The organism is Litorimonas taeanensis (assembly GCF_003634015.1).
Classification (GTDB): domain Bacteria; phylum Pseudomonadota; class Alphaproteobacteria; order Caulobacterales; family Maricaulaceae; genus Litorimonas; species Litorimonas taeanensis.
Genome location: NZ_RBII01000001.1, coordinates 1602174 through 1614375, shown reverse-complemented (window position 1 = coordinate 1614375; position 12202 = coordinate 1602174). Strand labels below are relative to the sequence as shown.

Below are 12202 nucleotides of genomic sequence, written 5' to 3'. Positions count from 1 at the left end.
TTACGAGTTTGGGAATAGGGCGGGGTAGGAGATTTATATGACAGGATTCATGTCCCCGATACAAACAAACCCATTATCGGCTATGACAGCCGAGACTGTGTCTGCGCCTCATTCTACTGTTCAGTCAGAAGGCAAAGAGGATGCAGAAATCATGCAGGCCGCCAAAGACTTTGAGGCCGCCTTCATTACACAAATGCTTAAATATAGCGGCCTCGGCGAAGCCATGACCAAGAATGGCGGCGAAGATGTGCAAGCCTTTACAGATTTTTATATAGAAAACTTCGCAGAGAAAATTGTTGATAAGGGCGGTTTTGGTCTCGCTGATAAGTTTTACGATAAATTATTGGCCAAAGAAACAGCCCATGCAGAATTAGAAAGTGTATTAAATGTCAAATCTTAAAGCGACGCTTTCGGCGCTCATGAAAGTGGTAAAAGCAGAGAACACAGAGCTGCGATCCGGTGTTTATACGACGATGAAGGACACTTTGTCGGCTAAGTCTAATTTAATGAAACAATTAGAGGCTGGTTTACAGTCAGAGGTAGGGGCCCAAGATAAACCAGCCCTTGCTGAAGACCTTAAACGGCTAGAAAGTATTCTCAAAGAGAATGACTATTTAATGAAGTCGGCCATTAATAGTGTCCGACTTGCCTATAAACAGCTGTCAGTTATTCGAAATACAGAAAAAAAAGTAGGGGCCTATAACCGGTTCGGGAAGACACTCTATATGGAAGACCAGCATGGCCTCCGTAATAAGCTTGTTTAACGACCTGTATGGAACCTGAACAGAAACTGCCAAAAATATTTATATCGGTTTACTATTAATTATTATTTCCAGCTTAGTAGAGAATACAACTCAGGAGAGTTTGTGGTTTTGGGCTTCATGTCCGGCAATCACGTCAAGGATGACTTAGGGGTTCCGCAAGGGACAATTCGGGAAATATCTCAATAAAAACGCCTATCGGTGAAAAAAGGAAAAACCTATGTCTAGTATTCTTACTAACAACAGCGCAATGGTCGCTCTCGGTACACTACGTGGTATCAATAATAATCTTGCCTCTGTTCAGAGCGAAATCTCAACAGGTAAAAAAATCTCATCTTCATCTGACAATGCGGCTATCTGGTCAATCGCGACAGTTATGCAAGCCGACGTTGACAGCTTCTCACAAGTTTCTGACAGCTTGAACCTTGGTTCTGCTACAATTGGCGTCGCTCAGGCTGGTGCTGAACAAGTTACAGAGCTTCTACAAGATGCCAAAGCTGCTATCGTTGCTGCAAATGATGCATCAGTTACAGATAGTGACCGTGCAAAATATCAAACAGATCTTGCTGAAATCACATCAACAATTAGCTCAATTGTTGAAGCGGCTTCATTTAACGGTCAAAACCTTCTTAAAGATGGCGACGCTGTTTCAGTCTTGTCTTCATTGAACCGCGGCACAGACGGTACAGTAACGACAGGTAACGTTGCTGTAGCGCGTCAAGATTTGACTACAACGACTGCTGTGACAGCAGTTGCGGGCGGCGCAGCTTCTAGTGGCGAAGCAGGCTTTATTACTTTCGGTTCAGGTTCAGCAGCTGATGATGGTGGTACTGACACAATTACTATCCAAGGTGGTGCGGGTGCCGTTACTGCAGGTTCAACTTATAGCTTTGATGCAACGCCAAATGGTGGTGCTGCCGTAACTTTCACTTACACGGCCCAAGAAGGTGACGATATCAATGATGTCGCTGCTGGCTTGGTTGAGGAGCTAACAAACGGCCCTAATGCAATTGCTAACACGACGGCCTCAATTACAACGCCAGCGGCAGACCCCGCATCAGATAACGTTGTAATCACCTTTACAAACAATGTACCAAATGGCGGCGGAACTGAAGATATCGCTTTGGATGGTGCGGCGACAATCATTGAAGCTGTTGAAGAAAGAGCTGCAGGTGGTCTAGCCGCTCTTTCTGACCTTGATATTTCAACATCTGAGGGTGCAACGTCTGCATTGGGCGAAATTGATGCGCTTCTTCAAACTGCTATCGACGCAACAGCGTTCTTTGGTTCAAAGCAAAGCCGTATTGATAACCAAAATGAATTCATCACGACTTTGGCTGACAGCTTGAAAACAGGTATTGGCGCATTGACTGATGCAAACCTTGAAGAAGCGTCTGCGCGTCTTCAGTCTCTACAGGTTCAACAGCAGCTAGGTGTCCAGGCCCTTACAATTGCTAACCAAAACCCACAAACACTATTGGCTCTATTCAGATAGAAACAATAATGACCTAAAAATAGCCAAAGCGGATGCTCCGCTTTGGCCTTCTAAAATTCCCAAAGTATTTGAGAAGATAAGAGTATGGATCAGAAACAAAATGCGCTCCGCGGCTATGGTCAATCACAAAGACAAACCGCGTCTGACAAACATATAGAGCTGCAATTGTTCTCTTCGATCACAGCGCGACTTCGCGCTCAAGTTTCCAAAGAATCAACCAAATTAAACCCTGTCATGGCGCAGGCCTTGATTGACAATGCTAAGCTTTGGAACATTCTATTTTGTGATCTCGTAAGCGAAGAGAATTCTCTTCCGCTGCCTATCAAGCAAAACTTGATTTCATTGGCCGAATTTACCCAAAATCACACAAAACGTGTATTTAGAGGCGAAGCCGGTATGTCGATATTGGTCGAAATTAATGACTCTGTTATTATCGGGTTAAAAGCCTCTTTAATGGCGAATAAGAACGCACCACAGACAATGCAAGAGGTCGCCTAATGTCTGGTCTTGTCATTAGTCTTAAACCAAACGAAAAGTTTTTGGTAAATGGTGCGCTTCTGGTGAACGGTGATAAGCGCTCACAAATTTGTATTCCAAATGATGATACTCATGTCCTTCGAATGAGTGATGCCTTGCATCCAAATGACGTGAATACGCCTGTGAAGCGTGTGTATTATGCCGTACAAATGATCCTCTCAAGCGATTGCAAAGCCGAGGAAATGGATAAAGATGTTAAAGCGGGTTTAGACGCATTGAAAGCTGTGTTCGAAGGAACGCCAATGCAAATACCGTTAGAAAAAGCAATGCTGGCTTTCCTTAAAGGCCGTTATTACTCGGTCCTTTATACATTGAAATCTCTACTAACAATCGAGGAAGAGTTGCTCAATCGTCACCGGAAAAATGACCCTGTAACATTAACGCCAAAGGCCAACTCGCCTCAAACCAACTCGCCTCAAACCAACTCTATGACACGAGAGTTGGAAACCGCGCGCTCTGCATAATTTATGGCTTTCACGCCCGTCATACCGACGACCGGACTCGCAGGGTGGAATTTTCTTCAACAAACCCTCCCGCGCCAAGAAGAGATTTTTTCTCAATCTCCTGAAGTTTCAAGAGAACTTGAATATTTCAATGAAAATATCGGCAATGTTAAAACCCTTGATGATTTCATGGGAGACAGACGTCTGTTAAGCGTGGCCTTAGGCGCTTTTGGCCTCGGTGATGAAATTGATAAAGGGGCCTTCGTTCGTAAAGTATTAGAAGAAGGCGTCACGGAAAGTACCGCTTTTGCCCGCCGCTTGGGTAATGCGGATTATCTAGCCTTCGCTGAACGATTTGATTTCACCAATGGTGACTTAAAACTTTTCCAGACAAATATAGATGACATAATGGCAGACTATGAACGCCAGAGTTTCGAGGTGGAAGTCGGGAATGTCGATGAAACGATGCGGCTAGCACTGAATTTTGAGCGTAAAATTGCGGATTATGTAGGGCAAGGCTCGACGGAGAGTGGGGGATGGTTCCAACTCATGGCATCTGTACCCATGCGAACAGTGTTGGAATCCGCCTTTAACCTGCCTAGTTCGTTTGCAAATCTAGACATTGATAAACAACGGGAAATTTTTTCTGACAAGATGAACGCCAAATATGGTGACAAATCCATTGAGTCTTTCAGTGATCCAGAGGTCGTAGCAGATCTCATTCAAAATTACCTATTGAGAGAAGAAATTGACGCAGGCCCCACAGCTTTGACAACAGGGGCGACAGCTCTGTCCTTGCTGAGCAGTGCCAGTTCAGGTTTTGGCTCATCAAGCCTGCTAAATATCATCCTCTCGAATGGCTAAGGCATAAGCGGCGTTTAAGTCGAGGCCTCTTCTTCTTTTACAAGGACAGCGTGAAGCGCTTTAAAACTATCCTCAATGGACTGTGCCTCTGTATTGCCGATAAAACTTTCTAAGGCTGGGTAAACCTCGATAGCTCTATCCAGTTTTGGGTCGCTACCTTGCACATAAAGACCCGCCTGAATAATGGCTTCGGCTTCTTCGTAACGCATGATGTGTTCACGGCCCATTTGTAGAGCTGAATTTTCCTCTGCTGTTGCCGCGCTCGGTAATGAGCGTGAAACGCTTCGTCGAATGTCAATGGCAGGGAAACGGCCCCGTTCTGCAATTTCGCGCGCTAAAATTATATGCCCGTCCAAAATGCCTCTCACAATATCAGCAACGGGTTCTTCCATGTCAGACCCTGCCACAAGAACGCTGAATACGGCCGTAATGTCACCACTGCCATCCACGCCAGGGCCAGAGCGCTCACACAGCGCCGCCAAAGAGCGAAAGGTAGAAGGCGGAAAGGCTTTGAGGGCAGGGACTTCACCGGCGCTTAGGGCGACGTCTCTATGCGATTCAGCATAGCGCGTCAGAGAATCAAACAAACAAAGAACTTGCTTGCCTTCGTCTCGGAAATATTCGGCCGTGGCCATGGCGAGTTGTGCAGTGCGAAGTTTAATTGCAGAGGGCATATCCGATGTGGCTGCGAAAACTATGGATTTCTTCATACCTTGTGGGCCCAAGATTTTATCTACGAAATGGCGGACTTCTCTGCCCCTTTCGCCAATTAAAGCGATGATAGTAATGTCCGCATTCGACGATCGCGCGATGGTGCCCAATAGGGTGGATTTACCCACACCAGAACCTGCAAATAAGCCAACTCTTTGACCTTGGCATAAAGGTAAAAATGTATCGATGGCCGCCACGCCAGTGTTCAATCTTACCCCAAGCGCCTTTCTACGAATAGCGGGGGGCGGCAATGCCTCGAGCGCTACAGAGCGCTGCCCGCGCCTTGGTTCTATCCCATCAATATCCAATCCTTCATGGTTGAGGATGCGGCCAATCCAGTCGATTGAAGGGTAAATTTTGGGCTCGGTGATATGCTCGACGCGCTGTCCTATCTTTAAATCAGAGGCCGTTCCATGGAGGGTGGCTAAAGCGGTTTTAGGTTCTAATCCGATAACCTCGCCCTTAACCTTTCGGCCGTCATCTTGTTGGACTTCAATCAGAGCTCCTTGTCCCAAGCGATGATTGAGCCCTGCAATATGCAAGGTTTGGCCCGAAATACGCACAATTTCCCCGAAATAACGGATAACGGGCGTAAAATCGACTTGTCCTAAGTCTGATTCAAGGTCTGTCATAAGAGCGCTGTGACGTAAGAATGTTAATATTTTGTTCTTATCTGTTAACTTATCGTTCAACTATTTAGTGTACGAAACCTTAACGTGGTTAACTTAGACTAGGATTGTCTCGCCATGCTGAAGAGCACAAATATAGTGAATCTGACGTCTTCTATGGCGTCACACGCGGCCCAAAGGCACGCGGTTATTGCGGAAAATATAGCCAATTCCGACACCCCAAATTACAAAGCTAAAGACCTTCAACCTTTTGCAGACGTTTATAAAGCAGCGCTTCAAAAAGGCGATGACGTAACGGGAGTCGAGTTTCGAACAATCGAGTCCAATATGGGAGATACAACCTCTCCAAATGGCAATTCTGTTTCTCTGGAAGACCAAATGATGCGCTCGGCGCAAACACAAAATGATCATGCAATGGCGCTGATGGTTTATAAAAAATCATTGTCACTTATGAAAATGGCTATCGGTAAAAACTTATAACAACAAGACGTGAAGGGTAGTCTAGGATGGACAACTCAATCTCAAAATCAATTACCGCCGCCGCTGCAGGCATGAATGTGCAATCATTTCGCCTTCGTGTAGCCAGTGAAAACTTATCGAATGTCGACACACATGGTTATCAGCGAAAAATGATGACCTTTGCTCAAGAAATGGATCAGATAAACAATGTAAACCGTGTCGCGGTTGACCAAGTGATGCTAGATCAATCTGCTGGCGAGCAAATTTATGATCCGTCTCACCCACTGGCAGATGCAAGCGGCTTTGTTGTGTCGTCTAATGTCGATATGATGATTGAACTTGCTGATGCGCGTGAAGCCGGCCGTTCTTACGAAGCTAATTTATCGACATTCCGCCAAGCCACCCAAATGTATCGCAGCCTTATTGATCTTCTTAGAGATTAATAAGCAAAGAATAGCAGGAGCTTTCTATGCAACCCTCATCCATTGGTGCGATGCGCCACTATCAAATGGCCAAACAAGCTTTGTCAAACGAAACAGGTGGCGCTAGCCCAGATGTTTCTAAGGTTGGCGGCGGCGAAAACGCCCTTGTTGAAGGCGTAAAAGATTTTGCTCAAGTCTTTGAGAATGTGGAAACACAAACACAAATGATGGCAAGCGGTCAAGCGGATGCACATTCCGTCGTCGAGGCGATGGCGAATGCCGAAGTCGCGTTAGAAACAGCTGTGACTATCCGAAACCGCGTCGTGGAAGCTTATCAAGAGTTATTGAGGATGCCTATCTGATGACAGACGCAGAAATTCTGTCGATTTTGCGCCAGTTTTTCTGGAGTGCTGCTCTGATTGCAACGCCGCTACTCTTAGCGGCGCTACTCGTTGGTATGTTAGTCGGTTTGCTCCAAGCCTTAACCTCAATCCAAGAAATGACTCTGACCTTTGTGCCAAAGCTAGGGGTGATGCTCCTCGTATTTATTGCAACAGCTGGGTTTATGGCGCGAGTCTGTGTGAATTTATTTGATACGATTGTTATTCCAATCATCAGCAGCTGATGGTTTTTAGGATTGAATTAAAACGATATGCCGAAAGCTCTAAGCTCCATATTTAAAAACCCCACCGTTTTTCTGGCTGTTGGTTTAATGTTTGTCATTGTCATGATGGTTTTACCAATGCCGTCATGGGTATTAGATGTTGGCCTTTCCGCATCTTTCGCTTTTGCTATTCTGATTTTTACGATTACGCTCTTTATTGAACGCCCCCTAGATTTCAGCTCGTTCCCCTCAGTCCTATTGGCGGCTTTGCTATTGCGGTTGTCACTTAATATTTCATCGACAAAATTAATCATCGGGGAAGGGCATACAGGGCCCAGTGCAGCCGGCGGTGTTATTGAAGGTTTCGCCATGTTCGTCATGGGCGGCAATATCTTCATTGGACTTATCGTTTTCTCTGTTCTTGTCATCGTGAATTTCATGGTGATCGCAAAAGGCGCAGGGCGCATGGCAGAGGTCGGCGCTCGCTTTGCTCTTGATGCTATGCCCGGGAAACAAATGGCGATTGATGCAGATCTGTCGGCAGGGGCGATATCACATGCAGAAGCCAGTGCACGCCGTATTACAGAGCAAGAAGAAACAGCCTTTTTAGGCTCACTTGATGGCGTGTCGAAATTTATGAAAGGCGATGCCGTTGCAGGCATACTGATTACACTGCTGAATTTAATAGCTGGTATTGGTATTGGTGTGGGTGTTCATGGAATTTCTCTGGGTGAAGCCGTCAAAAATTATTCAGTTCTTACCGTCGGGGATGGATTGGTTTCACAAATCCCTGCCGTAATTATTTCAATTGCTGCGGGTCTTTTACTCTCTAAAGGCCGAGGTGAGGGCACAGTAGATTTTGCGCTCTTTAAACAGTTTAGTCAGTACCCAGCAGCCATTGGCGCAGTTTCTGGGATTATGTTAATATTCGCTTTTTTCCCGGGATTGCCATTTTTACCATTTATGGCAGGGGCTATGATTTTGGCAGGGCTAGCCTACCGCGCTTATCTGAACAAAGAAGCTGAAGAGAAAAAGGCGCAAACCCCAGAGCCCGTTGTTGAAGAAACACCCGAAGCACAAAAGCTCGGAGACGCTTTAGATATTGATGAGATCAGTGTGGAGTTAGCGCCAAACCTTGTCCCACAAGTTATGGGAGAAGATTTCGGATTTGATCAGCGAGTTCAAAAAATTCGTAAATTTATCACAAAAGAATTTGGCTTTATTCTTCCGGCAATACGTTTGACGGATAACGCTTTGCTGGATGAAGATACCTATAAAATTAAAATTCAAGGTACAGAGATAGCGAGCCAAGTACTGAAATCAAACAAATTATTGGTCCTAATTGATCCTGAGGAACATCCGCAAATCCCCGGCATCAACACGAGAGAACCGGTATTTCAGGCTCCAGCCCGCTGGGTTGATAAATCCTACGAAGATGAGTTAATGATGTTTGGATTGACGGTTATCGCCCCAATTGAAGTCTTAGCAACACATTTGCTTGAAACGATACAAGATAATTTTACCAAGATCTTGTCGCGCCGCACGCTTCGCCACACCCTTGATACGTTTAAAAATGTAAGTGACCCTGAGCGCGCGGAATCTAACGAGAAAATTATCAAAGAATTTATCCCGGACAAAGTGCCTCTAGAATTGCTCCAAGGCGTATGTAGGCTTCTTTTGGAAGAACGTATTTCAATCCGTAATATTCCATTGATCTTAGAACTGGTTGCCGAAGGACGGAGCGCCCTAAATACGACTGAACAGCTTGCCGATTTTGTACGTCACCGTATCAGCTATCAATTTGTTTCTAAATTACGGGACAATCAAGGCCGATTACCGCTCGTCCAAATTGGCCCAACATGGGAAACGCATTTCCAACAAAATGAACAAATTGATGAAAGCGGGCGGCGCGATATCGCTCTGCCCCCTGATGATTTTAATCGCTTGGCAAAAAGTGTGCGGGAGCAACTTGATAATTCAGCGAGGCAAGGGGTTTATGCGGCGATTGCGACGACCTCTAAACGCCGCCGCTTTATCCGTTCTGTCCTAAATGCCAAGGGCGTAAAAAATCCTGTCGTGTCATATGAAGAGATTGGCGCGAGCGAAAGACCTGCTGTGATGGGCGTGGCTTAATGGATTTTTTAAACAGCTTAACGGCTGTTATTGGCCCCTATACAGGATCAATTTTTGCAATTCTGGCTATCTTTACTCGGATGTCGACTTTTATATTTATTGTTCCGACATTAGGCGAAAGAACTCTCTCTACACGGTCACGATTAGTGGCCGCCTTGATGCTAACATGGTTGATGTTACCGGGCGTATTAGCTGGGCCGCTTCCTCAAATGACGACTTTGGGGGCGGCTATGGCCGTCTTTGGTAAAGAAGCTATATTTGGGGCGTTCTTAGGCCTCTCTCTCAGGCTGGCTATTTTTATCCTCCAAATCGTCGGAAACATTGTGTCTCAATCCATGTCTATTTCGCAGCCCTTGGGTGAGGGCATAGCCACAGAACCGAACACAACATTGAGCACGGCTTTTATGCTTGCGGGTGTTACGCTATTGGTCACATTAGATTTTCATATAGAGGCCTTTGGGATTCTTCAGCAAAGTTACAATGTTTTTCCGCTGGGCACGTCCCCAAACTTTGACCAATTTGCTTATGATCTGACGCAGAAAGTCGTCGGCGTCTTTAGAATTAGCTTGTCTCTTGCTTTCCCATTTGTGTTATTGAACTTTATCTATAATTTGCTTTTAGGTTTTGTGAATCGGGCTATGCCGCAATTGCTTGTGTCTTTTGTGGGGATGCCAGCGATGATTGGGATTGGTTTGATACTTTTATCTCTCTCTATCGGGGCAATTTTGACTCTATGGCTCGGTCACATGCGTGATTATTCAAACGCTATATTTGGTTTTTAGCAGGAGGGTCATTTGAGCGATAATGAACAATCCGGCGCCGAAGAAAAGTCCTTTGATGCTTCCGAAACCAAAATCAGAAAATCCAGAGAGCAAGGGGATACGCCCCAATCTATGGAAGCCAATACATTATTTCTTTATGCTGGATTGCTGATTGCGATTTTAATTTTCGGTAAAGCCGTCGCTTTTGATACGCTATTGTCACTATCAGGGATGCTAGAGCATCCAGAAGCGATTGGGGCGAACCTATTATTAGGCGAAAAATCGCGTGCGGGCGGGAATGATGCGTCAGATCTTTTATGGTCGCCAATCCTAGCCTTTGCGCCACTCTTTCTTTTGCTCATCATGGCGGTTTTATCTTCGCTGGTCCTTCAAAGAGCCATTGTTTTTGCGCCCTCAAAATTGAAACCCAAGCTTTCCAAATTGTCCCCCATTTCAAATGCTAAGCAAAAATACGGGCCGAATGGCATGTTTGAGTTTGGAAAACGATTTTTCAAACTTTGCTTTATTGCAGTTATAGGCGGGATATTTTTCTATAATCTTATTGTTACCCTGCCGGGAGAAAGTGCCATACCGACAAATTTAATTGTCCCTGAAATGTATAGAGTGGCCTTGCAATTGATATTCTATATGGTTTTGGCGGTTGCACTGATTACGATAATTGATTTGCCCTATATGCAATTCTCGCATTTGAAAAAACTACGGATGACATTGAAAGAAGTCCGTGATGAGAGCAAAGATAGCGAGGGGGACCCACACATGAAAGCAGCGCGGCGTTCTCGTGCGATTGCCTTGTCGCAGAACAGTATGTTGAATGATGTCCTTGCGGCTGATGTTATCATCGTAAACCCTACGCATTATGCCGTGGCCATCAAATGGGATAGAGAATCACAATCAGTGCCTATTCTATTGGCCAAAGGGGTCGATGAATTGGCCTTTCGTATCCGACAACGGGCTAAACAGAATGATATTCCGATTCATTCTGATCCCCCTTGTGCGCGTTCGATTTATGCCGGTGTTGAGATTGGTGAGCCAATCAAGCCCGAGCATTACGCCGCTGTTGCTGCCTCTATCCATTTTGCGGATAGTTTGAAACCGGCAGAATACTAAGCGTGACGTCGGATGGCTGATCGTTCTCAGACACTTTTAAAAATTGTGCAATTGCATAAACGCTCGGCCGAGCAGCGTTTTGCCAAACTGGCGCGCTCGCGGGCAGAAATACTAAAGAGAATTAATGCCATAAAGTCTGCGATTGCTGAAAAAGAAGCTGCTCTCTCCAGCGGACATGTCAGCCAAGTGACGCCTCAAGATTTCAATAGTTTCGAGAATTGGCGCGTTTTTCAACTTGAGAAAATAAATAAGGAGATCAACCAAGATGAAGTGTTAAGACAAGAGCAAGAGGCGATAGGTCAAGAGCTAACGGCCTTTATTGTCAAAGAAGATTTTTTCCAAAACCGACTGGCCGATTTGCACAAAGAAGAGATAAGAGAACGAGCCAAATCAGAAGCGGAAACAGCCCAAACCATATGGCAACAAAGCCAGTCCTTGTCCCCTAAATGAGGTACCTTGAATACGGTAATACAATAAGTTTCCTCAATATGAGGGGGGACAGATGGGGGATTTTCAAGGTGTTCAACCTGTCATAGTAATTTCACTATCAGAGGAGAACACTATCAATGGATGATATTGTAAAAGATAAAGTTGACGATATCACAAGGCCAAAATATGTGCCTTATATGGTTTATTCACGTACATTAACGCAAGTGATTGCAGAGTATCAAAATGTTTGTTTACAATTAAATGAAATTGCAGATGAAACACCTGAATCTGCTGAATGCGTCAATAGCTTAATTGCACGTGAACGTGACCTATTCGATCAACATTCCGCGCTTCTGAATGAAGCAATGAAAATGAAAGTGAAATCCTTTGCTGATGCCAAAGCCATCTTAGCGCTTTGGAAGAACGAAGTTGTGGGTGATCAGGAAATTAAGAGCCTGAGCGCTGGTGACAAAATCGTTCTGTCTGTTTCTAAATTCTTGGAAGGATACTAACCTATGTTGACGACCTCTACTCCCCGCTCCCCCAACCATGTTGACATTTTTGTCGGTGAAAAACTTACAAAGCTTCGACGGAAACACGACTATAGCCAAAAAGATGTTGCCGACCTTTTGGGCGTAAGTTTTCAACAAGTGCAAAAATATGAACGCGGCAAAAACCGAATTAGTGTTGGCCGCTTATGGGAGCTCTCTGTTTTATTTTCAGTCACTCCAAATTATTTCTATAAAGAGCTGATTAATGATATTGCCGCGACGGGTTCTGACAGTCGCAGCAATCCCACTTTTTTACGCTCAGTTATTTAGGCTTT

17 protein-coding genes are annotated in these 12202 nt (G+C 45.0%); 16 read left to right on the top strand and 1 reads right to left on the bottom strand.

What is annotated here, in order from left to right; all coding sequences use genetic code 11:
- The first annotated feature begins 37 nt into the window (after nt 1-37).
- The 6 genes from DES40_RS07380 to DES40_RS07355 all read left to right on the top strand — a co-directional run bounded on the left by DES40_RS07380 (nt 38) and on the right by DES40_RS07355 (nt 4100).
- Nucleotides 38-400 (top strand): rod-binding protein, encoded by a 363-nt coding sequence (locus tag DES40_RS07380; RefSeq protein ID WP_121100106.1) that lies wholly within the window; start codon nt 38-40, stop codon nt 398-400.
- Nucleotides 387-764 carry a hypothetical protein gene (locus DES40_RS07375; protein WP_121100104.1) on the top strand — a complete coding sequence of 126 codons (378 nt, stop codon included), beginning with the start codon at nt 387-389 and terminating at the stop codon, nt 762-764. Before DES40_RS07380 ends, DES40_RS07375 begins: the two co-directional genes overlap by 14 nt.
- A gap of 217 nt (nt 765-981) precedes the next feature.
- Nucleotides 982-2256: a flagellin N-terminal helical domain-containing protein gene (locus tag DES40_RS07370; RefSeq protein WP_121100102.1), complete on the top strand. Its 1275-nt coding sequence runs from the start codon at nt 982-984 to the stop codon at nt 2254-2256.
- An 84-nt stretch (nt 2257-2340) separates the two neighbouring features.
- Complete coding sequence (gene flaF, locus DES40_RS07365) at nt 2341-2754, top strand: flagellar biosynthesis regulator FlaF (protein WP_121100100.1); 414 nt, start codon at nt 2341-2343, stop codon at nt 2752-2754.
- Complete coding sequence (locus tag DES40_RS07360) at nt 2754-3257, top strand: flagellar biosynthesis repressor FlbT (RefSeq protein ID WP_121100098.1); 504 nt, start codon at nt 2754-2756, stop codon at nt 3255-3257. The genes flaF and DES40_RS07360 overlap by 1 nt, the downstream gene beginning before the upstream one ends.
- Nucleotides 3258-3260: 3 nt before the next feature.
- A complete protein-coding gene (locus DES40_RS07355) occupies nt 3261-4100 on the top strand; it encodes a DUF1217 domain-containing protein (protein ID WP_121100097.1) in 840 nt (279 codons plus the stop codon).
- Between the two features lie 14 nt (nt 4101-4114).
- On the opposite strand, the gene DES40_RS07350 is transcribed toward DES40_RS07355, so the two are convergent.
- Complete coding sequence (locus DES40_RS07350; RefSeq protein WP_121100095.1) at nt 4115-5443, bottom strand: FliI/YscN family ATPase; 1329 nt, start codon at nt 5441-5443, stop codon at nt 4115-4117.
- 114 nt (nt 5444-5557) lie between these two features.
- Between DES40_RS07350 and DES40_RS07345 the strand changes: the two genes are divergently transcribed.
- From DES40_RS07345 to DES40_RS07300, 10 genes are all read left to right on the top strand, one after another.
- Nucleotides 5558-5920, top strand: a complete 363-nt coding sequence (locus DES40_RS07345) for a flagellar basal body protein (protein WP_121100093.1) — start codon at nt 5558-5560, stop codon at nt 5918-5920.
- A gap of 26 nt (nt 5921-5946) precedes the next feature.
- Nucleotides 5947-6342 carry a flagellar basal body rod C-terminal domain-containing protein gene (locus DES40_RS07340; protein WP_121100091.1) on the top strand — a complete coding sequence of 132 codons (396 nt, stop codon included), beginning with the start codon at nt 5947-5949 and terminating at the stop codon, nt 6340-6342.
- Between the two features lie 26 nt (nt 6343-6368).
- Nucleotides 6369-6683 (top strand): flagellar hook-basal body complex protein FliE, encoded by a 315-nt coding sequence (locus tag DES40_RS07335; RefSeq protein WP_233345491.1) that lies wholly within the window; start codon nt 6369-6371, stop codon nt 6681-6683.
- Nucleotides 6683-6946, top strand: coding sequence for a flagellar biosynthetic protein FliQ (locus tag DES40_RS07330; protein WP_121100089.1), 264 nt, complete (start codon nt 6683-6685; stop codon nt 6944-6946). The genes DES40_RS07335 and DES40_RS07330 overlap by 1 nt, the downstream gene beginning before the upstream one ends.
- A 27-nt stretch (nt 6947-6973) precedes the next feature.
- On the top strand, nt 6974-9058 hold the full coding sequence (locus DES40_RS07325) for a flagellar biosynthesis protein FlhA (protein ID WP_121100087.1): 2085 nt from the start codon (nt 6974-6976) through the stop codon (nt 9056-9058).
- Nucleotides 9058-9840: a flagellar biosynthetic protein FliR gene (locus DES40_RS07320; protein WP_121100085.1), complete on the top strand. Its 783-nt coding sequence runs from the start codon at nt 9058-9060 to the stop codon at nt 9838-9840. The genes DES40_RS07325 and DES40_RS07320 overlap by 1 nt, the downstream gene beginning before the upstream one ends.
- A 12-nt stretch (nt 9841-9852) precedes the next feature.
- Nucleotides 9853-10947 carry a flagellar type III secretion system protein FlhB gene (gene flhB, locus DES40_RS07315; protein WP_121100083.1) on the top strand — a complete coding sequence of 365 codons (1095 nt, stop codon included), beginning with the start codon at nt 9853-9855 and terminating at the stop codon, nt 10945-10947.
- Nucleotides 10948-10959: 12 nt separating this feature from the next.
- Entirely contained in the window at nt 10960-11397 is a 438-nt protein-coding gene (locus DES40_RS07310; RefSeq protein ID WP_121100081.1) for a hypothetical protein, read from the top strand.
- A 116-nt stretch (nt 11398-11513) separates the two neighbouring features.
- On the top strand, nt 11514-11888 hold the full coding sequence (locus DES40_RS07305) for a hypothetical protein (RefSeq protein ID WP_121100079.1): 375 nt from the start codon (nt 11514-11516) through the stop codon (nt 11886-11888).
- A 3-nt stretch (nt 11889-11891) separates the two neighbouring features.
- Entirely contained in the window at nt 11892-12197 is a 306-nt protein-coding gene (locus DES40_RS07300; protein WP_121100077.1) for a helix-turn-helix domain-containing protein, read from the top strand.
- Nucleotides 12198-12202: the final 5 nt, after the last annotated feature.